Consider the following 24,846-nt stretch of genomic DNA (forward strand, 5'->3'; position numbering starts at 1 on the left):
GGACCTGTTCGTGGAGGCAGTGCTCTCCAGCTACCTCGCCCATCTCGCGGTCGAACGAGGTCTGGCTGCCAACACGCTCGCGTCCTACCGCCGTGACCTGCGCCGCTACGTCGACCACCTCCGGGCGCGCGGGCGCCTGGAGCTCGACCAGGTGGGGGAGGCCGACGTCCAGGCCTTCCTCGCCGCGCTGCGCGAGGGCGACGGCGAGCACCCCGCCCTCGTGGCCAGCTCCGCGGCCCGCGCCGTCTCCGCCGTGCGCGGGCTGCACCGCTTCGCCCTGCGCGAAGGCGTGACGGCCCACGACCCCGCCCACGAGGTACGCCCGCCCCGCAGGCTGCGCCGCCTGCCCAAGGCCATCGGCGTCGCCGAGGTCGAGCGCCTCATCGCCGCGTCCGGCCCCGACGGCGCGCCGCTCACGCTGCGCAACAGGGCTCTGCTCGAAGTCCTCTACGGCACCGGCGCCCGCATCTCCGAGGCCGTCGGGCTGGCCGTGGACGACCTGGAGGACGACCAGGTACGCCTGCGCGGCAAGGGCGCCCGCACCCGCATCGTGCCGCTGGGCCGCTACGCGCGGGCCGCGCTGGACGCCTACCTCGTGCGCGCCAGGCCGGGGCTGCTCGCCCACGGCCGCGGCACCCCCGCGGTCTTCCTCAACGCCCGCGGCGGGCGGCTGACCAGGCAGGGCGCGTGGGAGGTGCTGCAGGCCGCCGCCGAACGAGCCGGACTCGACGGGATAAGCCCGCACGTACTCCGGCATTCCTTCGCAACTCACCTTTTGGACGGCGGCGCGGACGTTAGGGTGGTGCAGGAGCTGCTCGGCCACGCCTCGGTCACGACCACGCAGGTCTACACCCTGGTCACGGTCGACAAGCTCCGCGAGGTCTACGCCGCCGCGCATCCGCGCGCCCGGCAGTGATCTATAGTCTTTTGGGACGTGCGCCGCCCACGGCGTGCCGCCTTGCCGCGTTAAGTGATGACGCCATAGTGTCCGTCCGGACGGTCCGGTTCGGGATCGTCAGGGAGGTTCGAGCTGGTGACTGTGACGACCAAGGGTTCGACCCCGGGGACCCCCGACAACCCCTGGGGCGACACCAAGACCAACGCGCCCTCCAACGGCGTCAATTTGGGCCCGACACAGCGGCCCAGACCCGTGTTCCCCGAGCCGGTGCCCCCCTCGGTGCACGGCCCGGCGCGCGTGGTCGCGATGGTCAACCAGAAGGGTGGCGTCGGCAAGACCACGACCACCATCAATCTCGGCGCCGCGCTGGTCGAATACGGCCTCAAGGTGCTGCTGGTCGACTTCGACCCGCAGGGCGCGCTCTCCGTCGGGCTCGGCATCAACCCGCTGCAGCTCGACCTGACCGTCTACAACCTGCTGATGGAACGCGGGGTCACCGCCGAAGACGTCCTGCTCGAGACCGGCGTCGAGGGCCTCGACCTGCTGCCCAGCAACATCGACCTGTCCGCCGCCGAAGTGCAGCTCGTCACCGAGGTCGCCCGCGAGCAGGTGCTCGGCCGCGTCATCAAGCCGCTGCTGCCCCACTACGACGTCTGCCTCATCGACTGCCAGCCGTCGCTCGGCCTGCTCACCATCAACGCCCTCACCTGCGCCCACGGCGTCATGGTGCCGCTGGAGTGCGAGTTCTTCGCGCTGCGCGGTGTCGCGCTGCTCATGGACACCATCTCCAAGGTGCAGGAGCGGCTCAACGAGGACCTCGAGATCGAGGGCCTGCTCGCCACCATGTACGACGCCCGCACCCTGCACGGCCGCGAGGTGCTGGCCCGGGTCGTGGAGGCGTTCGGCGACAAGGTGTTCCACACCGTGATCAACCGTACGGTGCGCTTCCCCGACGCCACCGTGGCGGGCGAGCCCATCACGACGTTCGACCCGTCGTCGCTCGGCGCCAACGCCTACCGTGAGCTGGCCCGAGAGGTGCTCTCGCGCTGGCCCGCGCCTGCCACAATGGCCAGGTGACCGCAGAGCAGACCGAGACCCAGGGCTTCCAGGTTCATCTGGACGTCTTCGAGGGCCCCTTCGACCTGCTCCTCGGCCTCATCGCCAAGCACAAGCTCGACATCACCGAGGTCTCGCTCTCCAAGGTCACCGACGAGTTCATCGCGTACATCAAGTCGCGGGGGCCCGAGTGGGACCTCGACCAGACCAGCCACTTCCTGCTGGTCGCGGCGACCCTGCTCGACCTCAAGGCGGCCAGGCTGCTGCCGTCGGGCGAGGTCGAGGACGAAGAGGACCTGGCGCTGCTCGAGGCCAGAGACCTGCTGTTCGCGCGGCTGCTGCAGTACAAGGCCTACAAGGAGGTGGCCAAGGTCTTCGCCGGGCGGATGGCCGAGGAGGCGCTGCGCTTTCCGCGTACGGTGCCGATGGAGGAGCAGTTCGCCAACCTGCTGCCCGAGCTGATCCTCGGCATCGGGCCCGAGCAGCTCGCCCGCATCGCGGCCAAGGCGTTCACCCCCAAGCTGCCGCCCACCGTGAGCGTCGGCCACATCTACCAGCCGCTCGCCAGCGTCAAGGAGCAGGCCGCCATCCTGGTCATGCACCTGCGCCGGATGCGGCGGGCCACCTTCCGCGCCCTCACCGCCGACTGCGAGGGCACCATCGAGGTGATCGCGCGCTTCCTGGCCGTGCTTGAGCTCTTCCGCGAGTCGGCGGTCACGTTCGACCAGGTCGAGCCGCTGGGGGAGCTGCACGTGACCTGGACGGGCACCGACGACGGCGACGTCGCGGTGGGGGACGACTACGAGGAACCGGCGGAGAAACGCACTGATGACTGACGACAACCCGCTGCCCAACCCACGCCGCTCACCCGACTCCGACCCACCCCTGCCCGCCTGGATGACCCTCCCCGGCTCCCTGGTCCAGCCGGGCGCCCCTCGCGTGGAGGGCACCGACACCACCGAGCCCGGCGACCCGGCCGGCCCTGGGCCCGTCGACGACGCACCGCCACACGCCGAGCAGGCGGAGGCGAACGCGGCCGCAGGGGAGCCGGAGGCCCCGGACGAGGCCGCGCAGGCATCCGATGCGGGGTCTTCGGCGGTTGAGCCCGCGCGGGCGCCGGACGCGCCTGAGGCCCCGGCGGCTGAGGTCGCGGAGACGCCGGACGCGCCCGAGCCTTCGGAGGGTGGGCCGGCGGCACCTTCGGTGGATGAGGCCCGTTCCGCAGTGCGGGACGAGGCGGATGAGGGCGTGCCGCGGGCCGGGTGGCGGGATGCCACCGAGGCCGAGAAGCCTGCTGTGGCGGCGTCTGCTCGTGCAGGTGAAGAGCCTGGGAACGCCGGTGGCGGCGGGGGTGGCGGGGAGGGGCCGTCGTTGGAGGCGGCGCTTGAGGCTATCCTGATGGTGGTTGACGAGCCCGTCGCCGAGGTGACGCTGGCTCAGGTGCTGGAGCGGCCGACGCATCAGGTGGCCGCTGCGTTGCGCGCACTGGCGGCGGAATACACCGCCGCCGGCCGGGGTTTTGATTTGCGAGAAGTCGCGGGCGGCTGGCGCTTTTACACGCGTGCCGACTGCGCGGCGCTGGTCGAGCGGTTCGTACGCGACGGCCAGCAGACGCGGCTGACCCAGGCCGCGCTGGAGACACTCGCGGTCGTGGCCTACCGGCAACCGGTGAGCCGTGCCCGCGTCGCCGCGGTGCGCGGCGTCAACAGCGACGGCGTCATGCGGACGCTCGTCGCCAGGGGGCTGGTCGAGGAGGCCGGCACCGACCCGGAGAGCCAGGCAGTGCTCTACCGGACAAGCTCATACTTCCTTGAACGTCTGGGAATGCGGGATCTGAGCGAGCTGCCTGAGCTCGCCCCCTTCCTCCCTGACGACGTGGAAAATCTCGAGGAGACGACAAAGTGATCAACAGGCGTAGCACCCCGTCCGGTGATGGACGCGGTCGTGGACGTGCCGGCGGCTCCGGCCGTGGCGGGCGTCCCGCCTTCCGCTCCGGTGACACCCGTGGCGGCGGCACGCGTGGAGGGGACTCCCGCGGTGCCCGCGGTGGCCGGGGCGACTTCCGGCGCGACGACGACGTACGCGGCGGAGACGGCTTCCGCGCCCGGCCGTCCCGCGACTCCCTGCGCGCCGACCGGGGCGGTGCCCGCGCCCGGTACGACCGCGGCGACGGCGACCGTCGGCAGGGCCCGCGCGACGACAGGCGCAGCGACAGGCGCGATGACAGGCGCGATGACAGGCGCGATGACAGGTACGCCGGCGGCGACGACCGCCGGCAGCGATACAGCGGCGACCGCGACCGCTTCGGTGGCGGTGACCGCGGGCGGTTCGGCGGTGGTGACCGCCAGGAGCGCTTCGGCCGGGACGACCGCGCCGGAGGGCGCGGCGACCGCTTCGGCGGGGGTGACCGGTTCCACCGGGGCGGCGACCGTTACGAGCGCGGTGAGCGCTTCCGTGACGAGGGCCGGGGCGGTTACCGTTCCGACCGATCGGAGGACCGGCGAGACGACCGGCGAGACGACCGGCGAGACGACCGGCGGGGCGACCGGCGTGACGAGCGGGGCGCCAGTGCGTTCCGTGCGGGTCGGAGCGGGCGGCGTGAGGACGCCGGATCAAGGCCCGTGAGCTCGACGCGCGCCCGCTACGGCCGGCGTGACGGCGACGACAGGCCGGCCCGGCGCGACGGGAGCGACCGTCCCGAGCGGGCCGAGCGCGACGACCGCCAGGCCCGCCCGCAGCGTTCCGGCTGGCAGGATCGCCCCGAGCGCGGCGACCGTTTCGAGCGCGGTGACCGCTCCGACGGGCGCGACCGTTTCGAGCGCGGCGAGCGCTCCGACGGGCGCGACCGTTTCGAGCGCGGCGAGCGCTCCGACGGGCGCGGCCGTCCCGAGCGTGGCGGTCGTCCTGAGCGTGGCGGTCGTCCTGAGCGGGGCGAGCGTCCTGAGCGGGGCGAGCGTCCTGAGCGGGGGCGGTTCGAGCGGAACGGGCGTCCTGGCGCGCGTGCCGGGCGCAGGGACGACGTGCAGACCGTCGGCGGGGGACGGCGCGGCAGCGGTCCCGGCAGCCCTCAGCGCGACCGCGTCAAGGCGGCCAGGCAGCCGCTTCGCGACCGCGACTTCTACCCCGAGGGCTACACCGACGAGCGCGACACCACCGAGGTCCCCGACGGCGTGCGGCTGCAGAAGGTGCTCGCCCAGGCGGGCGTCGCCAGCCGCAGGGCGTGCGAGGAGATGATCGGCGAGGGCCGGGTCACGGTCAACGGCCAGGTCGTCCGCAGGTTCGGCGCCAAGGTCGACCCGGCGACGCAGGTCATCCACGTCGACGGCATGCGCATCCCGACCGCCCCCGACCTGGTCTACTACGCGCTCAACAAGCCGATCGGCGTCGTGTCCACCATGGACGACCCGCAGGGCCGTCCGTGCCTGGCCGACTACGTCGAGGAGCTGGCGCCCAGGTTGTTCCACGTCGGGCGGCTCGACACCGAGACCGAGGGCCTGCTGCTGCTCACCAACGACGGCGAGCTGGCCAACAGGCTGACGCACCCGAGCTACGGCGTGCAGAAGAAATACTGGGCCAAGGTGCCGGGGCCGATCCCGCGCGACCTCGGCCGCCGCCTCAAGCAGGGCATCGAGCTGGAGGACGGCATCGCGAGGGCCGACGCGTTCTCGATCGTGCAGGAGCACGGCCAGCAGGCGCTGGTCGAGGTGGTGCTGCACGAGGGCCGCAAGCACGTGGTCAGGCGGATGCTGGAAGAGGCGGGTCACCGGGTGATCGACCTGGCCAGGATCGAGTTCGGGCCGGTGAAGCTAGGCCGCACGAAGCCGGGCACCGTCAGGGCGCTGTCGCTGAAGGAAGTCGGCGAGCTGTACGCGGCCGTGAAGCTGTAATCTGGCCGGACGCAGGAGCCCGTGCGGTGCCTCCGCACGGGCTCTATGGCCATGGAAGGGAACGAAGCACATGGTGCGGGCGATCCGTGGGGCGATCCAGGTCGACGCCAACGACCGCGACGCGGTCATCTCGGGCACGACCGAGCTGGTCAGCGCGATCATGGAGCGTAACGACCTGACTCCCGACGACGTGATCAGCGTGCTGTTCACCGCGACGCCCGACCTGACGGCCGAGTTCCCCGCGCTGGCCGCGCGCAAGCTGGGCTTCCACGAGGTGCCGCTGATCTGCTGCACCGAGATCGACGTCCCCGGCGCGCTGCCGCGGGTGGTGCGCCTCATGGCCCACATCGAGACCGACCGGCCGCGTTCCGAGATGCAGCACGTCTATCTGCGGGGTGCGGTGGCGCTGCGGCAGGACATCGCCCAGTAGATTCGCCGTAAGGCAGGGCGCGGCGGGCATGCTGGCCGCGCGGCACCTCTCAACCGTTCAGCCCGACCAATCAGGACATCGAGATGGATCTTCGTACCGTGCTCGTCGTCGGCACCGGTCTCATCGGCACCTCCGCGGCGCTGGCCCTGCGCAAGCGGGGTGTGCGGGTGCTGCTCGCCGATCAGGATGAGGGGGCCGTACGACTGGCACGGGAGCTCGGCGCCGGTGAGGAGTGGCGGCCGGGCGCCGGCGCGGAGCGGGCCGACCTCGCGGTCATCGCGGTGCCGCCCGCGCACGTGGCGACCGAGCTGCTGGAGCTGCAGCGCCTCGGCGCGGCCCGCTTCTACACCGACGTGGCGAGCGTCAAGGGCGAGCCCATCCACCGGGCCATTCAGCTCGGCTGCGACCTGTCCTCCTACGTCGCCTCGCACCCGCTCGCCGGGCGGGAGAAGTCGGGGCCAGGCGCGGCCAGGGACGACCTGTTCCTGGGCCGGCCGTGGGCGCTGTGCCCCACAGAGGAGGCCGATCCCGAGGCGAAGGCGGCGGTGTTGCGGCTGATCGAGCTGTGCGGGGCCAACGCGGTCGAGGTCGGCGCCATCGACCATGACCGTGCGGTCGCGGTCGTCTCCCACGCTCCCCACGTGGCGGCCTCGGCGGTGGCGGCCCGGCTGGCCGACGCCACCGACGTCGCGCTCGGGCTGGCCGGTCAGGGCATCCGCGACGTCACGCGCATCGCGGGCAGCGATCCGGGGCTGTGGCTGGGCATCCTGTCCGGCAACGCGGCGCCGGTCGCCGAGGTGCTGGAGGCGGTGGCCAACGACCTGGCCGACGCGGCGAACGCGCTGCGGGCCCTGGCCGACGGCGACGGCACCGCGACCAACGAGATCACCCAGCTGCTCAAGCGCGGCGTCGTGGGTCACGACCGCATCCCCGGCAAGCACGGCGGGCCCGCCTCCTCCTACGCCGTGGTGCAGGTGGTCATCGGCGACCGTCCCGGTCAGCTCGCCCGCCTGTTCCAGGCGTGCGACGAGGTCGGGGTCAACGTCGAGGACGTCCGTCTGGAGCACGCCCCCGGCCTGCCGCTGGGCATCGCGGAGCTGTCTGTGGAGCCCGGCGCCGCCGCCGCCCTCACCCAGGCTCTGCACGAACGCGGCTGGCAGGTCCCCTGAGACCACCTCGCCGCTGTCCGGGCGGGCTGTTCATGGACGCACGCCGGGCGGGTCCCCGTGAGGGGGCCCGCCCGGCGCGTTCCGGCGATCAGCGCTTGGTGATCGCCTGGCTGACGGCGTTCGGGCCGTCGTACTCGCGGTCAGGCATGGCTTCGAGAGCCTTGACTATGTCGTTGCTCGCGTTGTGCTCGCGAGCGGCCTTGATCAGGTCCTGCTTGCTGGCCGGGTAGTCCACCCCGCTCAGGTGCTTCTGCAGGTCGATCGGGTTAGGTGCTGTTGTCATGACCCTCTGATGCCCATCAATCACGATGTGTAACGAATCTCCAGCATGTGTCGGTTCCGTTCCACTGCTGGTGGGAGGCGGCGGCGTTCAGAAAGGGCCGCGGGGAGCCGGCGCAGCGCCGTAAGGAGACCGCGCCGGCCCGCCCGGCCGCCGCGCAGCGCGTCGACCACCCGCCGCGCCACCACCGGCCAGGGGCGCCGCAGCACGGCTGTCAGCAGCGCGTTCCTGGCGGCCAGGGCGCGGCGGCCCTCGGGGTCGCGGGCGGGCGAGGGGTGATGGTGGGCCACGACGTCGTCCACGTACGCCAGCCCCCACCCCAGCGCCGCCAGATCGAGCGCCAGCCGTTCCTCCTCACCGAAGAAGAAGACCACGTCGTCGAACCCGCCCGCCTCCAGGAACGCGTCCCTGCGCACCACCACCCCGCACGCCAGGAACCCCAGCACGCTCGGCCCCGGCATTCCGGGCTCGGTGCCGAGCGGGGAGTCGCGCATGCGTTCCGACACCGGGTCCAGCCGCTCGTCGGGGCCGACCAGCACGCGCGCGCCCAGCGCGGCGAGGCGGGGATGGGCGTCCAGCACGTCGGCCGCCCGTTCCAGCGCCTTCGGCGCCCACCAGGAGTCGTCGTCGGCGAAGGCCACGTAGGGCGTCCCGGCCAGCTCGACGCCGAGGTTGCGGCCGGGGGCGCCCAGGTTCCTGCCCGCCTCGACCACGTGGACGTCGGGGAAGTGGCGGCGGACGAACCCGGCGGTGCCGTCACCCGAGCCGTTGTCCACCAGGATCACCGGGCGCGGGTGCAGCGGCAGCGTACGGGTCAGCGTCCGCACCCTGTCCCTGCTGGCCACCACGACCGTGACACGCGATTCGCTCTCCACACCCCTCGCACTTACCTGCACGCCCTCGCTTAGTCGTTGACAGGCTGCGAAGGAGCGGGTAGAAAGATCGGTAACAGTGTTACCAACAAGAAACGGCGTTACCGTGAGTACCCCGTACCAGCTGGCCCAGCGCGAAGGGCAGAGCGTCGTCAGGGCGGCCGTCCTCGACGCGGCCAAGCACCTGCTCATCAGCGAAGGGCCGGCGGCGCTGACCGTCCGGCGGATCGCGGCCGAGGCCGGCTGCTCCACGAAGGTCATCTACACGCTCTTCGGCGGCAAGGACGGCCTCAGCGAGGCCCTCTGGCTGGAGGGCTTCGCCCGGCTCGAACAGCGGCTGCTGGCGGTGCCCCGCGAGGAGGGCCCGCTCGACCGGCTGATGGCCGTGCTGGGCGCGTACCGGGCGTACGCGCTGGCAGAGCCCGACTACTACCGCGTCATGTTCCTGGGCGCCCTGCCGGGCTTCAGGGCGGGGGAAGAGGCGACGCGGACGGCCAAGCACACCTTCGGCCTGCTCGTGGCGTCCGTGGCCGCCTGCCTGGAGGCGGGGGAGCTGGCCGGGGGCGCGGCGGCCGAGATCGCGGACCTGCTGTGGATGGCCGTCCACGGCGCCGTGAGCCTGGAGATCATGAGCTATTTCGAGGAGGCCGACGCGTCGCCGCGCTACCGGCTGCTCTGCACTTCGGTGCTCACCCGGTTCCTGCCGGCCCACGACCGCCGTTCCTGAAGACGAGAGGGAGAGCATGATGAGCACCACCCCGTTCACCGGCGGCTTCGCCCCGGCCACCGAGGAGGTCACCGCCTTCGACCTCGAGGTCACCGGCCGCATCCCGGCCGAGCTGAACGGCCGCTTCCTGCGCAACGGACCCAACCCGCTCGGCCTCGACGACCCCGGCGCCGCCCACCTGCTCATCGGCGAGGGCATGGTGCACGGGGTGCGGCTGCGCGACGGCCGCGCCGAGTGGTACCGCAACCGGTGGGTGCGCAGCGCCCCCGTCGCGCGGCGGCTCGGCGAGGAACCGCGGCCAGGGCCGGTGCACTCCGGCCTCGACTTCGCGCCCAACACCCACGTGATCGGGCTGGCCGGGCGCACGTTCGCGACGCAGGAAGGGGGCGCGCGGCCGTACGAGCTGAGTTACGAGCTCGACACGATCGGGCCGTGCGACTTCGACGGCGGGCTGCCCGGCGGCTACACCGGCCACGCCCACCTCGACCCGTTCACCGGCGAGCTGCACGCGATGGCGTACTTCTTCGGCTGGGACCACCACCAGCACATCGTCATCGACGACAAGGGCGTGGTGACCGAGGTCAGGAAGATCCCGGTCCCCGACGCGCCGATGATGCACGACTTCGCGCTCACCGAGCGGTTCGTGGTGATCTATGACCTGCCGGTGACGTTCAGCATGCCGCACGCCGAGAAGGGCTCGCCGCTGCCCGTCGCCTGGGACGAGGACCACGGCGCGCGGCTCGGGCTCCTGTCGCGCGCGACCGGCGAGGTGCGCTGGTTCGAGGTGGCGCCGTGCTGGGTGTTCCACACGCTCAACGCGTACGAGGAGGGCGATGAGGTGGTCGTGGACGTCGTCCGCTACCCCAAGCGCTTCCTGGACTCCCGGCTCGACCTCGGCGGCACGCCCACGCTCGACCGCTGGCGCATCGACCTGCGCACAGGGCGGGTGTCCGAGACCCGGCTCGACGACCGGGCGCAGGAGTTCCCGCGCATGGACGAGCGCCGCACCGGCCGGCCGTACCGCTACGGCTACACCGCCGCCACCCTGGACATGGAGGAGCGCTTCTACCCGGGCGCCACCGATCTGGAGGACATGCCCCACACGGCGTTCGACAACAGGCTGATCAAGCACGACCTGGAGCGCGGGACGCAGGAGACGCGGCGGATGGGCCGCGAGGCGTTCGCGGGCGAGCCGGTCTTCGTCCCCGCAGGGGAGGGCGAGGACGACGGATACGTGCTCTCCTACGTCAACAACCCCGAGCGGGGCGCGGGCGACCTGGTGATCCTGTCCGCCCAGGACTTCACCGGCGAGCCCCTCGCCACCGTGCACCTGCCCGCCCGCGTGCCGCTCGGCTTTCACGCGAGCTGGATCGCCGACTGAGCCGGAGGCGGTAGCCTCTTCGAGGCAAGCTGAAACGTGAAGAGGGAGAGGCCGTGACCGGTCTGGTCGTCGCGATGGACGGCCCTTCGGGGTCGGGTAAGTCGAGCGTGTCGCGCGGGGTAGCCCGCGCGCTGGGCCTGCGCTACCTGGACACCGGGGCGATGTACCGCGCGATGACCTGGTGGATGCTGCGCCAGGGCGTCGATCTCGCCGATCCGGCCGCGATCGCGGCCCGCTGCGGCGAGCCGGCCGTCGCCTCCGGCACCGACCCCGACGGTCCCACCATCCACGTCGACGGCGTCGACGTGGCGGGGCCGATCAGGGAGGCCGAGGTGACCGGCGCGGTGTCGGCCGTGGCGGCCGTCCCCGAGGTGCGCGCCCGCCTGGTGGCGCTCCAGCGCGAGATCGTCGGCGCCGGTGACATCGTGGTGGAGGGCCGCGACATCGGCACGGTCGTCTGCCCCGACGCCACCGTCAAGGTCTACCTGACGGCCAGCCCCGAGGCCCGTGCGCTGCGGCGCAGCGCCGAGGTGGCGGGCTCGACGGTCGAGGCGCAGCGCGAGGCCCTGGCCAGGCGTGACACTCTTGACTCGACACGTAAGACAGACCCGCTCTCGATGGCGGATGGCGCCATCGAGCTCGACACCACCGCGCTGACCTTGGACGAGGTCATCGCGGAGGTGTTGAGACTGGTCAAAGAGCGCACCTGACCCGAAGTCCGGTGCGGGACTCACAAAGGACAAAAATCGTGACAACGGGGGATTGGGTCGAGGCCGACCTCGACGAGCTTGAGATCGGCGAGCACGAAGACGCCACGCCGCTTCCGGTCGTCGCCATCGTGGGCCGGCCCAACGTCGGCAAGTCCACGCTGGTCAACCGCATCATCGGCCGCCGTGAGGCGGTCGTCGAAGACGTGCCGGGCGTGACCCGCGACCGCGTCACCTACGACGCCAACTGGCGTGGCCGCCGCTTCACGGTCGTCGACACCGGCGGCTGGGACCCCGACGCCACGGGCATGAACCTGCGCATCGCCGAGCAGGCGCAGGTCGCCGTCGAGCTGGCCGACGTGATCGTGTTCGTGGTCGACGCCACCGTGGGCGCCACCGACGCCGACGAGATCGTCGGCTCCGTGCTGCGCCAGTCGGGCAAGCCGGTCGTGCTGGCCGCCAACAAGGTCGACAACCAGCAGCTCGAGCTGGAGGCCGCCGCGCTGTGGTCGCTCGGGCTCGGGGAGCCCTACCCCGTCTCCGCGCTGCACGGGCGCTCCAGCGGCGACCTGCTCGACGTCGTGCTCGACGCGCTGCCCGAGACGCCGCGCCTCACGTTCGAGGCCGAGCGCGGGCCCGCCCGCGTCGCGCTGCTCGGCAAGCCCAACGTCGGCAAGTCCTCGCTGCTCAACAAGCTGGCGGGGGAGGAGCGCGTGCTCGTCGACCCGATGGCCGGCACCACCCGCGACCCCGTCGACGAGCTGATCGAGCTGGGCGGGCGCACCTGGCGCTTCGTCGACACCGCCGGCATCCGCCGGCGCGACCGCGAGCTGCAGGGCGCCGACTTCTACGCCGCCATGCGCACCCGCGCCGCCCTTGAGCGCAGCGAGGTCGCGGTCGTGCTCATCGACGCCAGCCAGCCGCTCACCGAGCAGGACCTCCGCATCATCGGCCTGGTCATCGAGTCGGGCCGGGCCATGGTGGTCGCCTTCAACAAGTGGGACCTCCTCGACGAGGACCGGCGCTACTACCTCGAGAGGGAGATCGACCGCCAGCTCGTCCGCACCCCGTGGGCGCTGCGCGTCAACATCTCCGCCAAGACGGGGCGCCACCTCGACCGGCTCGTGCCCGCCCTGGAGAAGGCGCTCGACTCGTGGTCCACGCGGGTGCCCACGGCGCGGCTCAACGCGTTCCTGACCGAGCTGGTGCACGAGACCCCGCCGCCGGTGCGCGGCGGCAAGCAGCCGAAGATCCTCTTCGCCACGCAGGCGTCGGTCGAGCCGCCCAAGTTCGTGCTGTTCACCTCCGGCTGGCTGGAGGACACCTACCGGCGCTTCATCGAGCGGCGCATCCGCGAGGAGTTCGGCTTCGCGGGCTCGCCGATCGAGGTGACGATGAAGATCAGGGAGAAGCGCGCCAAGAAGGACAAGTGATAAGGTCTGCGGCAACGCGTTGACGGAGACGAGTAACCGCGGGCACCACGGCCTCAGAGAGCTGCCGGTAGCTGCGAAGGCGGCGCCGTGACCCGCCGGTGAAGACACTCCCGAGCGCGGGGAGGAAATGCCCCGCCGGCCTGACCCCCGTCATCGGGTCGTTTCGAGGCCGCCCCCTTCGCGGGGGCGGCGAAAGTGCGGTGGCACCGGGAGCTCCCTTCTCCCCCGCACTCCCAAGGGGTCATCCACGTCTCGCAGGAGTTGTGATGATCTCTCGTATTCTCTCCGCGGAGCTCGCCGAGCACGCGGGACAACGAGTGACGATCGCCGGCTGGGTCCATCGCCGCCGGCAGCTGAAGTCCGTTTCCTTCCTCGTCGTACGCGACCGCGCCGGGCTCGCCCAGGCGGTCACCGGCTCAGAAGCCGTCCTGCCGCCCGAGGAGAGCGTGGTCGCGGTCACCGGCACGGTGGCCGTCAACCCGCAGGCCCCGGGCGGCCACGAGCTGGTCTCGCCCTCGATCGAGGCGCTGGCCGAGCCGGGCACGGCGCCGCCGTTCGACCTCTACCGGCCCGTGGTCGGCGCCGGGCTGCCGACCGTGCTCGACCACGCGCCCGTCGCGCTGCGGCACCCGCTGCTGCGGGCGCCGCTGGAGATCGCGGCGGCCGGCGTGGCCGGGTTCAGGGAGACGCTCGACCGGCTCGGGTTCACCGAGATCCACACACCGAAGATCGTCGGCTCGGCCACCGAGTCCGGGGCGAACGTCTTCGCCATCGACTACTTCGGGCGGCCCGCCTACCTCGCCCAGTCGCCGCAGTTCTACAAGCAGGCGATGGTGGGGGTGTTCGAGCGGGTCTACGAGGTCGGGCCCGTCTTCCGGGCCGAGCCGCACGACACCGTACGGCACCTCGCCCAGTACACCAGCCTGGACGCCGAGCTCGGCTTCGTCCGCGACCACCGGGACGTGATGGCGGTGCTGCGGGAGGTGGTGGCGGGCATGCTGGAGTCCGTACGCCGGCGGGCGTCGCAGGCCCTTTCGCTGCTCGGCGTACGGGTGCCCGAGGTGCCCGCGGAGATCCCCTCCGTGCACTTCACCGAGGCGCAGCGGCTCACCTCCTCCTCCGAGCCCGACCTGTCGCCCGGGCAGGAACGGTGGCTGTCGGAGTGGGCCGAGCGGGAGCACGGGTCGGAGTTCCTGTTCGTCACCGGTTACCCGATGTCCAAGCGGCCCTTCTACACCCATCCCGACCCCGCGCGGCCCGGCTACTCCAACGGGTTCGACCTGCTCTTCCGCGGGCTCGAACTGGTGACGGGCGGGCAGCGGCTGCACCGCTACGACGACTACGTCCGCGCGCTGGCCGCCCGGGGCGAGGGGACCGGTCCGTACGAGGGGTACCTCCAGGCGTTCCGGTACGGGATGCCGCCGCACGGCGGGTTCGCCCTCGGGCTCGAACGCTGGACCGCCCGCCTGACGGGCGCCGCCAACGTCCGGCAGGTCACCGCGTTCCCCCGCGACCTGCATCGCCTGTCGCCCTGACCCCCGCCTGGGGGCGGCCCTCTTCGTGGGGGCCGCCCCTAGCGGCGGGCCGGCATGCGGACGGCGACCGCCGCCCCCAGCAGGCAGATGAACGCCGTGACCAGGAACATCTCGGTGTACTCGGTGTGCAGCGCCGCCTGCACCAGCTCGGTGTACTCGGCCAGTTGCCGCTGGTACGTCGCCGCGTCCACGCCGAACGGCAGCGGCGTGTCCAGGTGGGCCGTCAGCGACTGGAACCGGTAGAAACCCCAGGCCGAGACGGCCGCGATGCCGACCAGCATGCCCATCATCCGCGCCACCACGACCGCGGCCGACGCCACGCCGTGCTGGTCGGGGCGGCTCACCCTGAGCACCGCCGACGACACCGGGGCGATCACCAGCCCCAGGCCCAGGCCGGCCAGCGCCAGCGTGAGATCGACCGTCAGGCCCGCGCCGGCCAGGTCGAGCGGCCATCGGCTCATCAGCGCGTATCCCGCCGCCGCCGGGATCATGCCCGCTATCGCCACGACCCGGTCGCCCAGCCTGCGGGCGAGCAGCCCGCCGAGGAACGCGGCCACCGTCAGCGCCGCCAGGAACCTCGCCAGCACCAGCGACGCGCCCAGCTCATCGGTGCCCAGCAGGGTCTGGGCGGTGATCGGCACGAACACCATGGTGACGAGCAACGCCGCGCCCGCCAGAAAACTGACCCCGAGGGTGGCCAGCAGCGGCCCCTTACGGGCGCCGGTGAGATCGATCAGCCGTACGGGCGACCGCACCTCCCACCACACGAACCCCGCTCCGGCCACGACGCTCGCCACGATCAGCGGAACCCCCCAGGGCGGCAGGACGGCGGCCGCCGGATCAGGGTTGTAAAGCCCGATCACGAGCAGCGCCAACGCCAACGCCAACAACCCCCCACCCACAAGATCCACCCGCCCACCCGTGGCGACCGCAACGCCCGCACCGGCTGCGGCGCTTTCGGGGGTGGTGGCGGGGCGCCCGCCGGCAGCGGACGCGGGGGCCGTGGAGGACTCGGAGCGCGCGTCCGCGTCGGCTCCTGTGGCTGCGGCTCCTGCGGCTGCGGAGACTGTCTCGCCCGGTTGGCGGCGCGCGTGCGCGGCGGCTTCTACGGCTGCGCTGGGTGCGGGGCCTTGGGCGGCGGGGGGTGGGGGTGCATGGAGGGGTTCGTCCGCGTTGGCGCCGGCCTCAACGGCCCTGGTCGGGCCGGGTGGGAGGGTGAGGTGGATGGCGAGCGCGGCTAGCGCGGCCAGCGGGACGTTGATCCAGAAGATGGCGTGCCAGCCGCCCAGTTCCAGGCCCGCCACCACCGTGCTGGGGATGCCGACCAGGAGGCCGCCGTACAGCGGGCCGAGGGCGCTGCCCAGCTCCTGGGCGGCACCCACCGCGCCGAGGGCCACCGGGCGTTCGTGTTCGTCCCACAGGTCGCCGATCAGGGCCATGGTGATGGGCAGCAGGGCGCCGCCTGCCACGCCCTGCACCGTGCGGCCGGTCACCACCATGATCTCGCCGCTCGCCAACGCCGTCAGCACGGAGCCGAGAGCGAAGGCGGCCAGGCAGGCGTGGATGAGGGGGCGGCGGCCGTAGCGGTCGGAAAGCCGTCCGAGCAGGGGCATCGCGGCGACGTACCCCAGCAGGAAGCCCGTCACGATCGGGGTGGCGCGTTCGAGGTGGTTGAGCGGGATGCCGACGTCGCCGGCGATGGCGACCAGGACGGTCACCACCACGTACGCGTCCAGCGCCGCCAGCAGCACCACCGCGCCGCCCGCGCCGAGCACCACCCGGCGGGCGCCCCTCATAGGGCCCGCCTCATAGGGCCCGCCTCACGTCCCGTCGCACGTGCGTCACTCCGCGGGCGGCTTGATCGTGACCGGCGCGTCGTAGTCGCTGAACGACACGGTCACCGTGCCGCCCTGCAACGGCAGGCTGGCCTTGGTGAGCCGGCTGCTGGCCTGGTCGATCCAGATCTTGCCGTTGACGCCCTGCGTGACGCCGGGGACGATCTGGCCCACGACGTTCGCGGGGAAGGTGGTGGCGACCCGGTAGGAGCCGTTCTCGACGGCCTCGACCTTGGGGTCGGTGCCGGAGGCGAGCAGCTGCGCGACGCCCTTGGTGGGCTCGAGGATGACCGAAGGGTCGTAGATCTGCGCCAGCTGCTGCCGCGTCATCTTCTGGAACCCGCCGGTGGCGCCCTTGAAGTGCACGGTGTCGCCCACCACGGCGAAGGTGACCTCGAGGAGGTTGCCCAGCGCTTCGAGCGTGATCGTGCCGTCGGCGTCGCCCTCGGCCGTGAGCCGGCCGTCGGCCTTCTTCAGCGGCACGTCCGGCTTGCCCTCGGTGGCGATGGAGAAGCTGGCCGACTTGACGGTCTTCATGGCGTCGACGGCCTTCTTCATCACGTCGGGCCCGGCCGGCAGCTCTGGCCCCCCGCCGCCTGACGAGCACGCCGTCGCCAGCGCGAGGACCGCCACGATCAGTAGCTTTCTGAGCATGACCGGATGCTAGCGATCGGCGGGAGGGCGCGTGGCTCCTCGCGCATATCGGTTGGGTGTCAGCGCAGCTTCTTCAGGTGCTCGACGATCGGCGCGTACGCCGCCTCGATCGCCTCCAGCTGGTCGTCGGTGAGCCGGTCGACGAAGTGCTCGCGCACGCCCTTCACGTGGTAGGGGGCCACCCGCTGGATCGTCTCCCAGCCCTCGTCGGTCAGCACGGCGTAGGTGCCCCGCCGGTCGTCGCGGCAGTCTTCCCTGGTCACCAGCCCCTTGGCCTCCATGCGGGAGATCTGGTGCGACAGCCGGCTGCGCGACTGGATGGTGACGTCGGCCAGCTCGCTCATGCGCATGCGGCGCCCCGGGCTCTCGGAGAGGTTGACGAGGATCTCGTAGTCGTTGAGCGAGAGCGAGTGCGCGTGCAACTCGCGGTCGAGCCGGTGCATGAGCAGCTTGTGCACCGCCAGGTGCGTGCGCCACGCACGCTGTTCGGCCGGGGACAGCCACCGGGGCTCGCGCATGATCCCCAATCTAGCGCACGTGAGGTTGAACGCTATGGGCGGGAAGCCGGGAGAGCCTGGCCACCGTGCTCGTGGCCGGCGCCGCCGAGGTCGATGTCCGGGACGAGGCCGGCGCCGCCGGTCTCGAGATCGCCTGTGACGAGGTGGATCGGCGGTTGCGGGATCGGTTCCCCGAGGTCGAGCAGGTGTTCCTCGGCCCCACGCCCACGCGCCGCTGATCACTCCTTGGTGGGCTTGCCGTCCAGGTCGTACTGGTCCTCCGACGCCGCGCCCAGCACCGTCACCTCGTTGATCTTCCAGGTGCCCTTCTCCTTCACCAGGCTGATCTTGAGGTGCGAGTCCTTGACGGAGCGGATCGCCTCCGAGGTGTTGACCTGCTGGTCGACGACCACGATGGCGTGGGCGGTGGCCTCGTCCACGTCGGCCAGGTAGACCTCGCGCACGGTCGCCTGGGAGGTGGCCTTGAGCTTGACGATGACCTGGGCCATCGCGCCGCCGAACGCCGCGTCGTAGGTCGCCAGGAAGTCGCCCGTCGCCTGGGCGGCCAGCGTGCCCCGGGTGGTCTGCAGGTTCTGGTAGTCGTAGCTGAGCAGGGCCCGGCTGAACGCGCCCGCCGCACCCGACACCTCCACCCGCAGCGCCCGCTCGGCCTCCAGCCGGGCGGTGGCCTCCTGAGCGCGGGTCGCCGAGACCCACTGCAGCACGGCGGTGGCCGCGACGGCGACCACCAGCATCGCGCCCAGCGCCCCGACCAGCTTGGCCCGCGTGAACCCACCCCTCGAACGCGCGTCCTGCCCGGTCGTGGCGGGCGCCTCGGGCGAGGGGGCCGCCTCGGCGGCGGCCTCCGGTTCGGCGGGGGAGCCGGCACGAGCAGGGGCCGGCTCGGCCGAGCCGGCGCGCTCAGAGCCGGAGGCGGGGGCAGGCTCAGAGGCGGAGGCGGGGGCAGGCTCAGCGGCGGGCTCGGAGACGGGCAGGGGTGGGTCTTCCTGGGTGTCGGGGGCGGTCGGGTGCCGGGTGGTCATGGGGGCTCCTCATCGGCGGCGGGCGGCGCGGCCCGCGGCGGTCCAGCCCACGACGCCGCCGCCCGCCAGCACGGCGAGCATGATCGCGACGATCAGCGGGGCGTTGTCCAGGGGGTCGGAGGGCCCGGGGCCGCCGGTGGGGGCGGCGACGGGGTCCGAGGTGCGTGCGGGGGTCTTGCTCCGATCAGTTCCAGGGGTGTCCCGGGCCGAGGGACGTCCGGACGGCTCCGGGTCGGCGACCTCGTGGTACCGGTCGCCGGAGCGGCCGGGGCGCGGCTCGGGGTCACGGTCGGGGCAGGCGCGCAGCCGGGGCACGGTGGGCGGCCCGAGCGGCCCCGCGTACTCCTCGGCCGGCGTCGGCCCGCCGGGGACGCTGAACAGGAACTCGGCCCGCCCGTACACGGTGTCGCCGCGCCGGTCGCTGATGTCGTCGGCGAGGCTCAGCGCGGTCGGCACGATGCTGAGCAGGTGGTGCACGTTCCGCTCGGTGGCGGCGGAGAAGGCGGGCCGGTGCGGCAGCCCGGCGGCGGTCAGCAGGCACGAGAAGCCCGGCCGCGAGGCCCGTACGGCCGCGTCGAGCTGCCCGAACACGCCAGGGCCACGATCGAGGACGGCGTTCAGGTCCTTGCGTGAGGCCCGCAGCGTCGCGGTCACCGTGCTCAGGTCGGTGATGCCGGAGGCCAGCTCGCCCCGCTTGCCGGCCAGCGTGTGGGTGAGCCGGGTGAGCTGCACCGACAGGTCGTCCAGAACGTCGGCGTTGTCGGCCAGCGTGCCGGTCAGGGTGTGGGCGTCGTCGATGATGCGCCTGATGGCGGGCGCCCGCCCGTCGAGCGCGACGGCCAGCTCGTGCACGATGGTCTCGGCGTCCTCGGGCGGCACCGCGTTCAGCAGCTTTCCGACGCCCTCGAACAGCTTCTTGTAGTCGAGCGGCACGGCGGTCCTGGCCAGCGGGATCGTGTCGCCGGCGGCGAGCCTGGCCCCGGTGACGCCGGTGGCGGGCGGCGACAGCTCGACGTACGGCTCCCCGACGGCGGAGCGGCGCCGCACCTCGGCGGTGACGCCCTTCGGCAGCCTGATCTCCCTGTCGATGTCCAGCCCGACCACGATCTTCCCGGGCGCGAGCCGCACGTCGCCGATCTTCCCGACCCGTACGCCGAGGTAGGCGACGTCGAACCCGCGGATCAGGCCGGGGGAGGAGGCGAACTCGGCCGACACCCGGTACGGCCGCTCGACGGCGTCCAGCCGGATGATCGTGGTGAACGCCCACACCGTCATGACGACCCCGAGCGCCACGAAGAACCCGAGATTGAGCGCGACCCGGTTCTTCATCGCGGCGGCTCCAGCAACCGGCGGACGGCGTCCACGGTGTCACGCACGGGCCTGCCCGGCTCGGGCAGCAGCACGCCGCGCAGCCACACGTACGTGAGCACCTGCCCGTTGACGGTGATCGGCGGCGCGTCGATGAACTTCTGCAACCTGGCCACCAGCCCCTTCAGGTCCTGCCCGCCGCGCTGCATGGCCGAGGAGATGCCCTCCAGTTCGCGCAGCAGCGTCCGCAGCCGGGCGGCGTGGCGCGGATAGACGGTGAGGTTGGCCTGCTCGGCCAGCTTGGTCAGGGCGACCACGGCCTTCTTGACGTGCTTGCGCCCGTGGGCGAGCCGGTCGGTGGCGGCGGCCAGCGTGCCGGGCAGCCGGTCCAGCTCGCCGCTGCCCTCGGCCAGGTCGTCGCCGAGCTTCGCCAGGGCGTCGATGGAGGTGGCGAGGTCCTTCCTGGCGGCCGCGTAGGCGTCGGTGACCTCGGCGGTCTGCCTGATCAGCCGGTTGACCTCGTCGCCCTGCCCGGCGAAGGCGGTGGACGCGGCGTCCAGCACGGCGTTGACGTCCTGCGCGCCGAGCGCCTCGATGAGCGGCCCCGCCCTGGCGGTGACCTGCTCGATGTCCGGCTCGACCGAGGTCTCGGAGATGGTGGCGCCGTCCTTCATGTACGGACCCGTGGCCAGGTCCCTGCCGGGCGGCGGGGTGAGCAGGACGTAGTTCTCGCCCAGCACGGAGGTCTTGGCCACGGTCGCGGTGCTGCCCGCGGGCACCCGGTGGGCCGACTGGACGGACATGGTGACCTTGGCCCGGTAGCCCTCCAGGCGCACGTCGGTGACCGACCCGACGCGCACGTCGGCGATCTGCACGCTGTGCCCGGAGACCAGGCTCTGCACGTCGTCGAAGACCGCGTACAGCGTGAGGTCGCCGGTGGTGGCGCCGAGCGTGCGCAGCGAGCAGGCCGCCGTCACCGTCACCACGAGGACCAGGGTCAGGACGCGCCTCATCGGCCGCCTCCCCTGCGCTCGAAGGGGCAGTTGCTGAGGCCGGCGGGCAGGCACGGCACCTCGCCCAGGTTCAGCGAGTCGAACAGCGGCCGCAGCCACGCCCTGGTCATCGCGTTGAGCACGATGCGGATCCGCAGCACGTGCTGGTCGCGGTCCCAGGAGTCGATCAGCACGTCGGCGAAGTCGGCGGCGCCCTTGACCGCCCGCGCCACGGAGGCGCTGTTGGCCCTGACCGTCAGCACCAGCTCGGCCAGCGTCGTGGTGGCCTGGGGCAGGCGTTCCGCGTACTGCTCGATGATCACGTCGCCGCGCCGCACGAACCCCGCCATGGACGTGACGAACCCGCGCAGCCGGCGCCGCTCCTCGGCCAGCAGCGCGCTCGCCTCGGAGAAGGCGTCGATGGCGCCCGTCACCTGGCGCTCGCGCTCGTTGAGGCTGGTGGCCAGCTCGTTGAGGCCCTTGGCCAGCTCGACCAGCCGCTGGTCCTGCGCGGCGAGCACGCCGGTCAGCTCGGAGGTGCTGCTGATGGCGTCGCCGATGGTCTTCCCGCGTCCCCTGACGCCGTCGGCGAGGTCGCCCGCGACGCCGCCCAGCTTGCGGGAGTCGAGCGCCTCGGTCAGCTTGGTGAACGCGTCGAGCGCGTCGTCGATCTCCACCGGCAGGTCGGTGCGCTCCAGCGGGATCACCGCTCCCGGCGCGATGCGCCGGTCGCCCGGCTTCCACGGCGGGTAGAGCACGACGTTGCGCTCGCCGAGCGTGTTCTGCGGCGCGACCACGGCCTTGACGCCGGACGGCAGCGGCACGTGCGCGTCGATCCGCAGGTCCACCCGTACGCGGTCGCCGTCGATGCGGATGCGGTCCACGTAGCCGGCGTCGAGGCCCATGACCTTGACCCGCGCCTCCTCGTACAGGGCGGGCGTCTTGGCGAAGACGGCGCCCAGCCGGTACGGCTCCGCCCCGCCCACCGTGCACCCCGACGCGAGGAGCACCCAGGCCGCCAGCACCGCGGCGAGCCGCCTCATCGGTCGCTCCTCCTGTCCTTCGCCCTGTCCTTGGTGACGGCCGCCAGCACCTCGGGGTTGATCGGCCCCAACCCGGTCGCGATCGCCTCCAGCCACGGCCCCTGGCCGCCCATCGTGGACAGCCCGGAGAACGTCGGCCCCGCCCAGGCCAGCAGCGTGTTCAGCCGCTCGTTGCCGGCGCTGAGCCGGGTGGTGATGGCGGCGTTGTCGTCGAGGACCTGGACGAGCGAGCGCTCGTGCTCCTTGATCAGGCGGGTGGTGCTGCGTACCAGGTCGCTGCCGTCGCCGAGCAGCGTGCGCAGCTCCTTCCTGCGTCTGCGCAGCTCCTCCAGCATCACCTCGACGGCGTCGATGAGCCGGCCGAGCTGGGCGTCCTTCTTCTTCAGCACGTCCATGACGCGGGCGCCGTTGTCGAGCAGCCGGCGCAGCTGCGGCTCGCTCTTGCTGACGGTGTCGGACAGGTCGCCGATGTCGTCGAGCAGCCGGGTGACGCGGCCGCGCTTGACGACGTCGAGCTTGCCCAGCTCGGTGAGCAGGTCGTCCACGGCCTTCGTGTCGAGGCGTTCGACCAGCCGGGTCGCGTCCTTGACGGCGTCGTTGACCAGGGTGGGGACTCCGGTGCGGGTCATCGGGACGCGCCGCCGCCCCTCTGGCAGCTCGTGCATGTACGGGGGCGAGACGGCTCCCGACAGCTTGACGTACCGGCCGCCGAGCAGGTTGGACAGGGCGATGTCGGCGCGGGTGCCGCGGCCGAGCCGGACGCCGTCGTCCACCCGCCAGGTGACGATCACATGGCCCTGCGCGTAGTCGGCGCGCACCTCGGTGACCTCGCCCACCCGTACGCCGGCCACCCGTACGTCGTTGCCGGTGCGCACCCCGCCGGAGTCGGCGAACACGCCCGACATGGTGTAGCCGCCCTCCAGCAGCCCCAGGTTGCCGACCAGGAACGTGGCCACCAGCACCGCGGCGAGGGTGGCCAGCGACACCAGCCCGACGGCGTGCCGGTTGCGATCCCTGAAGGACTTGAGCGCCATCACGACCCCACCAGCAGCTTCCGCAGGTCCTTCTCGCTCTGCACGCGGGTGTTGCGCAGCGGCGGCGGGGTGCGCATGCCGTACGGGCAGGGCGCGGGCCCGAGCGCCAGGCAGGGGACCGCGGTCATGAAGTAGTGGCCCCGGTTGACCGACGAGTACGCCCGCTCGAACAGCGGCGGGAAGGTGCCGACCGCCTGGTCGATGCTCTTGACGTTGCGCCTGATGCCGCCGGTCAGCCCCGACAGGTTGTCGACCAGGGAGCCCAGCTCGCCGGCGTTCTTGCCGAGCACCTCGTTCGTGGTGTGCATGGTCGCCGCCAGCTCCACCAGGGCGTCGTCCACCAGCTCGCGGTTGTCGGCGAACGACTCCGACAGCGTCACCAGGTTGTCCACCAGCCGCTCGATCTGCTTGTCGCGCCTGGCGACCACGTCGCTGACCGTGGCGTAGTCCTTCAGCAGCTGCTCGATGGTCTTCCTGCGCTGCTCGACCGTGGTGGTGATGGCGTTGACGTTGTCGAGCAGCCGCGGGATCGTGCGGTCGTTGCCCTTGAGCGACGTGGCGGCGGCGGTGAGCAGCCGGTTGATCTGGTCGGGGTCGAGGCTGCGGGTGAGCGGGCCGAGGTCGCTGATCAGCTCGCCGATGTCCACCACCGACGAGGTGCGGGCGATGCGCGCGCCGGCGGCGAGCCTGCCGGGCGCGGTGCCGGGCAGCAGGTAGACCACGCGCTGGCCGACGGCGTTGCGCCAGCGTACGGCGGCCTCGGTGTCGGGCGGCACGGTGATCGCCCGCTGCACCTCCAGCGTCACCTCGGCGCGGCCGTCCACGGCCCTGATCGCCTCCACCTGACCGACGGGCGCTCCGGCGATCTTCACCTGGTCGCCCTCGACCAGCCCCGACACGTCGTCGAAGACGGCGACCAGCCGGTAGCCGTCGCCGGTGCTCACCCGCGCGACCTGCACGCCGATGGCCGCGATCAGCGCCACGCACCCGCCGACGAACAGCGCGGCGCGCAGCAGCGTCCAGCGGCGGCGGGCGATCTCCATCAGCGCCTCCCGTCGGTGGGGCCGCAGATGCCCACCACCAGCTCGCACACGTCGCCCGACAGGAACGCCTCCACCTGCAGCTGCCTGGTCCCTCCTGGTCCCGGCGCCTCGATCAGCTCGTTCAGCAGGTCGACCAGCGTGTTCAGGCCGCGTACGCCGTCGCCCGCGAGGCCGAGCTGGGCGTAGATGAGCGCGGCCACCCGCTCGCCCGAGTGCACCCCGGCCCGCAGGTTCCCCCTGTGCTTGGCCAGGCCGTGCGTGACCTGCCCGGAGACCGAGGTGACCTCCTGCAGCAGGACACGTACCTTGTCGGCCCGCTTGAGCAGGTCGGGGGTGATGACGTTGACGTCGGAGGAGATGGCGACCAGCTCGTCGCCCTTGCCGGACAGGGCGGTGCCGAGCAGCGCGCCGTCGCGCAGGAACCGCCGGGCGCGGAAGCGCTGCCGGTGCGCCACCGACATGACCGTGCCGGCGTCGCCGATCAGCTCGCGCAGGTCCTCGCCCTGCCCCTCCAGGCCCTTGGCCAGGGTGTGCACGATGACCGTCACCTCGCGCGGATTCACGGCCTGCAGGCCCCGGTAGGCGTCGCCGAGCGTGTCGGACAGGTCGAGCGGGTCCTCGGTACGGGTGATGACGGCCCCTGCCGCCAGGTACGGCCCGCGCGCCTCGCCCCGCCCCGGCCGCAGGTCCACGAACTTGGGGCCGAACACCGACGCGGGCTCCACCGACGCGGTCGCCGTGCGGGGCACCCTGATCGCGTCGTCCACGTGCATGGTGACCACCGCACTGCCCTCGGCGTCGAGCGAGACGTCCGTCACCTCGCCCACGGTGATGCCGCGGATCTTCACGGGGGAGCCGGCGTCGAGGCCCTGCCCGGCCCGGCCGAACACGGCGTCGTAGCGGGTGCCGGGGACCTCGGTGGCGGTGCGCACGGCGTACAGGACGGTTCCCGCCAGCACCACGAGCATGGCGAGCGCGATGCAGAGCCGGGTGGAGAGGGAGAGGTCGCTGCGGCCCACCGC

General features: G+C 72.5%; 25 protein-coding genes. 13 read left to right on the forward strand and 12 right to left on the reverse strand.

Annotation, left to right across the window (positions count from 1 at the left end; all coding sequences use genetic code 11):
- The first annotated feature begins 10 nt into the window (after positions 1-10).
- The 7 genes from AB0K12_RS23040 to AB0K12_RS23070 all read left to right on the forward strand — a co-directional run bounded on the left by AB0K12_RS23040 (position 11) and on the right by AB0K12_RS23070 (position 7,440).
- On the forward strand, positions 11-916 hold the full coding sequence (locus AB0K12_RS23040) for a site-specific tyrosine recombinase XerD (RefSeq protein WP_364564521.1): 906 nt from the start codon (positions 11-13) through the stop codon (positions 914-916).
- A gap of 117 nt (positions 917-1,033) precedes the next feature.
- On the forward strand, positions 1,034-1,975 hold the full coding sequence (locus AB0K12_RS23045; RefSeq protein ID WP_364564524.1) for a ParA family protein: 942 nt from the start codon (positions 1,034-1,036) through the stop codon (positions 1,973-1,975).
- Positions 1,972-2,790: a segregation/condensation protein A gene (locus tag AB0K12_RS23050; protein ID WP_364366270.1), complete on the forward strand. Its 819-nt coding sequence runs from the start codon at positions 1,972-1,974 to the stop codon at positions 2,788-2,790. Before AB0K12_RS23045 ends, AB0K12_RS23050 begins: the two co-directional genes overlap by 4 nt.
- Positions 2,791-3,325: 535 nt before the next feature.
- On the forward strand, positions 3,326-3,859 hold the full coding sequence (scpB, locus tag AB0K12_RS23055) for an SMC-Scp complex subunit ScpB (protein ID WP_364565015.1): 534 nt from the start codon (positions 3,326-3,328) through the stop codon (positions 3,857-3,859).
- Complete coding sequence (locus AB0K12_RS23060; protein ID WP_364564528.1) at positions 3,856-5,841, forward strand: pseudouridine synthase; 1,986 nt, start codon at positions 3,856-3,858, stop codon at positions 5,839-5,841. The genes scpB and AB0K12_RS23060 overlap by 4 nt, the downstream gene beginning before the upstream one ends.
- A 70-nt stretch (positions 5,842-5,911) precedes the next feature.
- Positions 5,912-6,271 carry a chorismate mutase gene (gene aroH / locus AB0K12_RS23065; protein WP_345401642.1) on the forward strand — a complete coding sequence of 120 codons (360 nt, stop codon included), beginning with the start codon at positions 5,912-5,914 and terminating at the stop codon, positions 6,269-6,271.
- A gap of 83 nt (positions 6,272-6,354) precedes the next feature.
- The gene (locus tag AB0K12_RS23070) at positions 6,355-7,440 is read left to right on the forward strand and encodes a prephenate dehydrogenase (RefSeq protein ID WP_364564532.1); all 1,086 of its coding nucleotides are present in this window, start codon (positions 6,355-6,357) and stop codon (positions 7,438-7,440) included.
- Positions 7,441-7,528: 88 nt separating this feature from the next.
- Here the strand turns inward: AB0K12_RS23070 and AB0K12_RS23075 are convergent, their stop codons facing one another.
- Positions 7,529-7,723 (reverse strand): DUF2795 domain-containing protein, encoded by a 195-nt coding sequence (locus AB0K12_RS23075; RefSeq protein ID WP_355421464.1) that lies wholly within the window; start codon positions 7,721-7,723, stop codon positions 7,529-7,531.
- A 20-nt stretch (positions 7,724-7,743) separates the two neighbouring features.
- Positions 7,744-8,595, reverse strand: coding sequence for a glycosyltransferase (locus AB0K12_RS23080; RefSeq protein WP_364564536.1), 852 nt, complete (start codon positions 8,593-8,595; stop codon positions 7,744-7,746).
- A gap of 103 nt (positions 8,596-8,698) precedes the next feature.
- On the opposite strand from AB0K12_RS23080, the gene AB0K12_RS23085 reads away from it, so the two are divergent.
- The 5 genes from AB0K12_RS23085 to aspS all read left to right on the forward strand — a co-directional run bounded on the left by AB0K12_RS23085 (position 8,699) and on the right by aspS (position 14,375).
- On the forward strand, positions 8,699-9,319 hold the full coding sequence (locus AB0K12_RS23085; protein WP_364564539.1) for a TetR/AcrR family transcriptional regulator: 621 nt from the start codon (positions 8,699-8,701) through the stop codon (positions 9,317-9,319).
- Between the two features lie 16 nt (positions 9,320-9,335).
- Positions 9,336-10,700, forward strand: coding sequence for a carotenoid oxygenase family protein (locus tag AB0K12_RS23090; protein ID WP_364564543.1), 1,365 nt, complete (start codon positions 9,336-9,338; stop codon positions 10,698-10,700).
- A gap of 53 nt (positions 10,701-10,753) precedes the next feature.
- Positions 10,754-11,410 carry a (d)CMP kinase gene (gene cmk, locus AB0K12_RS23095; protein WP_364564547.1) on the forward strand — a complete coding sequence of 219 codons (657 nt, stop codon included), beginning with the start codon at positions 10,754-10,756 and terminating at the stop codon, positions 11,408-11,410.
- Between the two features lie 38 nt (positions 11,411-11,448).
- Positions 11,449-12,840: a ribosome biogenesis GTPase Der gene (gene der, locus AB0K12_RS23100; RefSeq protein ID WP_345401658.1), complete on the forward strand. Its 1,392-nt coding sequence runs from the start codon at positions 11,449-11,451 to the stop codon at positions 12,838-12,840.
- A gap of 266 nt (positions 12,841-13,106) precedes the next feature.
- Positions 13,107-14,375, forward strand: coding sequence for an aspartate--tRNA(Asn) ligase (gene aspS, locus AB0K12_RS23105; protein ID WP_364564552.1), 1,269 nt, complete (start codon positions 13,107-13,109; stop codon positions 14,373-14,375).
- Between the two features lie 38 nt (positions 14,376-14,413).
- Here the strand turns inward: aspS and AB0K12_RS23110 are convergent, their stop codons facing one another.
- The 3 genes from AB0K12_RS23110 to AB0K12_RS23120 are packed head-to-tail and all read right to left on the reverse strand — an operon-like array spanning position 14,414 to position 17,382.
- Complete coding sequence (locus AB0K12_RS23110; protein WP_364564555.1) at positions 14,414-16,171, reverse strand: MFS transporter; 1,758 nt, start codon at positions 16,169-16,171, stop codon at positions 14,414-14,416.
- Positions 16,172-16,216: 45 nt separating this feature from the next.
- A complete protein-coding gene (locus AB0K12_RS23115) occupies positions 16,217-16,864 on the reverse strand; it encodes an LppX_LprAFG lipoprotein (protein WP_345401667.1) in 648 nt (215 codons plus the stop codon).
- A 59-nt stretch (positions 16,865-16,923) separates the two neighbouring features.
- The gene (locus AB0K12_RS23120; RefSeq protein ID WP_355421494.1) at positions 16,924-17,382 is read right to left on the reverse strand and encodes a MarR family transcriptional regulator; all 459 of its coding nucleotides are present in this window, start codon (positions 17,380-17,382) and stop codon (positions 16,924-16,926) included.
- A 65-nt stretch (positions 17,383-17,447) separates the two neighbouring features.
- Here AB0K12_RS23120 and AB0K12_RS23125 point away from each other — a divergent pair, with 65 nt between their 5' ends.
- Positions 17,448-17,600: a hypothetical protein gene (locus AB0K12_RS23125; protein ID WP_364564560.1), complete on the forward strand. Its 153-nt coding sequence runs from the start codon at positions 17,448-17,450 to the stop codon at positions 17,598-17,600.
- On the opposite strand, the gene AB0K12_RS23130 is transcribed toward AB0K12_RS23125, so the two are convergent.
- The 7 genes from AB0K12_RS23130 to AB0K12_RS23160 are packed head-to-tail and all read right to left on the reverse strand — an operon-like array spanning position 17,601 to position 24,843.
- Positions 17,601-18,404 carry a hypothetical protein gene (locus tag AB0K12_RS23130; RefSeq protein WP_364564563.1) on the reverse strand — a complete coding sequence of 268 codons (804 nt, stop codon included), beginning with the start codon at positions 18,402-18,404 and terminating at the stop codon, positions 17,601-17,603. It abuts the gene before it with no gap.
- A gap of 9 nt (positions 18,405-18,413) precedes the next feature.
- Positions 18,414-19,733: an MCE family protein gene (locus AB0K12_RS23135; RefSeq protein ID WP_364564566.1), complete on the reverse strand. Its 1,320-nt coding sequence runs from the start codon at positions 19,731-19,733 to the stop codon at positions 18,414-18,416.
- Positions 19,730-20,725 (reverse strand): MCE family protein, encoded by a 996-nt coding sequence (locus AB0K12_RS23140; protein WP_364564569.1) that lies wholly within the window; start codon positions 20,723-20,725, stop codon positions 19,730-19,732. Before AB0K12_RS23140 ends, AB0K12_RS23135 begins: the two co-directional genes overlap by 4 nt.
- Positions 20,722-21,747, reverse strand: coding sequence for an MCE family protein (locus AB0K12_RS23145; protein ID WP_364564572.1), 1,026 nt, complete (start codon positions 21,745-21,747; stop codon positions 20,722-20,724). The genes AB0K12_RS23140 and AB0K12_RS23145 overlap by 4 nt, the downstream gene beginning before the upstream one ends.
- Entirely contained in the window at positions 21,744-22,781 is a 1,038-nt protein-coding gene (locus tag AB0K12_RS23150) for an MlaD family protein (protein ID WP_364564575.1), read from the reverse strand. Before AB0K12_RS23150 ends, AB0K12_RS23145 begins: the two co-directional genes overlap by 4 nt.
- Complete coding sequence (locus tag AB0K12_RS23155; RefSeq protein ID WP_364564578.1) at positions 22,781-23,824, reverse strand: MlaD family protein; 1,044 nt, start codon at positions 23,822-23,824, stop codon at positions 22,781-22,783. The genes AB0K12_RS23150 and AB0K12_RS23155 overlap by 1 nt, the downstream gene beginning before the upstream one ends.
- Positions 23,824-24,843, reverse strand: coding sequence for an MlaD family protein (locus AB0K12_RS23160; RefSeq protein WP_364564581.1), 1,020 nt, complete (start codon positions 24,841-24,843; stop codon positions 23,824-23,826). Before AB0K12_RS23160 ends, AB0K12_RS23155 begins: the two co-directional genes overlap by 1 nt.
- Positions 24,844-24,846: the final 3 nt, after the last annotated feature.

This window comes from Nonomuraea sp. NPDC049419, assembly GCF_040676995.1.
GTDB classification, from domain to species: domain Bacteria; phylum Actinomycetota; class Actinomycetes; order Streptosporangiales; family Streptosporangiaceae; genus Nonomuraea; species Nonomuraea salmonea.

Excerpts from the sequence above, each read along its gene's own strand:
- aroH (WP_345401642.1), top strand. The coding sequence starts at position 5,912 with ATGGTGCGGGCGATCCGTGGGGCGATCCAGGTCGACGCCAACGACCGC.
- AB0K12_RS23070 (WP_364564532.1), top strand. The coding sequence starts at position 6,355 with ATGGATCTTCGTACCGTGCTCGTCGTCGGCACCGGTCTCATCGGCACC.
- AB0K12_RS23075 (WP_355421464.1), bottom strand. The coding sequence starts at position 7,723 with ATGACAACAGCACCTAACCCGATCGACCTGCAGAAGCACCTGAGCGGG.
- AB0K12_RS23090 (WP_364564543.1), top strand. The coding sequence starts at position 9,336 with ATGATGAGCACCACCCCGTTCACCGGCGGCTTCGCCCCGGCCACCGAG.
- aspS (WP_364564552.1), top strand. The coding sequence starts at position 13,107 with ATGATCTCTCGTATTCTCTCCGCGGAGCTCGCCGAGCACGCGGGACAA.
- AB0K12_RS23110 (WP_364564555.1), bottom strand. The coding sequence starts at position 16,171 with ATGAGGGGCGCCCGCCGGGTGGTGCTCGGCGCGGGCGGCGCGGTGGTG.
- AB0K12_RS23115 (WP_345401667.1), bottom strand. The coding sequence starts at position 16,864 with ATGCTCAGAAAGCTACTGATCGTGGCGGTCCTCGCGCTGGCGACGGCG.
- AB0K12_RS23120 (WP_355421494.1), bottom strand. The coding sequence starts at position 17,382 with ATGCGCGAGCCCCGGTGGCTGTCCCCGGCCGAACAGCGTGCGTGGCGC.
- AB0K12_RS23130 (WP_364564563.1), bottom strand. The coding sequence starts at position 18,404 with ATGACCACCCGGCACCCGACCGCCCCCGACACCCAGGAAGACCCACCC.
- AB0K12_RS23135 (WP_364564566.1), bottom strand. The coding sequence starts at position 19,733 with ATGAAGAACCGGGTCGCGCTCAATCTCGGGTTCTTCGTGGCGCTCGGG.
- AB0K12_RS23140 (WP_364564569.1), bottom strand. The coding sequence starts at position 20,725 with ATGAGGCGCGTCCTGACCCTGGTCCTCGTGGTGACGGTGACGGCGGCC.
- AB0K12_RS23145 (WP_364564572.1), bottom strand. The coding sequence starts at position 21,747 with ATGAGGCGGCTCGCCGCGGTGCTGGCGGCCTGGGTGCTCCTCGCGTCG.
- AB0K12_RS23150 (WP_364564575.1), bottom strand. The coding sequence starts at position 22,781 with ATGGCGCTCAAGTCCTTCAGGGATCGCAACCGGCACGCCGTCGGGCTG.
- AB0K12_RS23155 (WP_364564578.1), bottom strand. The coding sequence starts at position 23,824 with ATGGAGATCGCCCGCCGCCGCTGGACGCTGCTGCGCGCCGCGCTGTTC.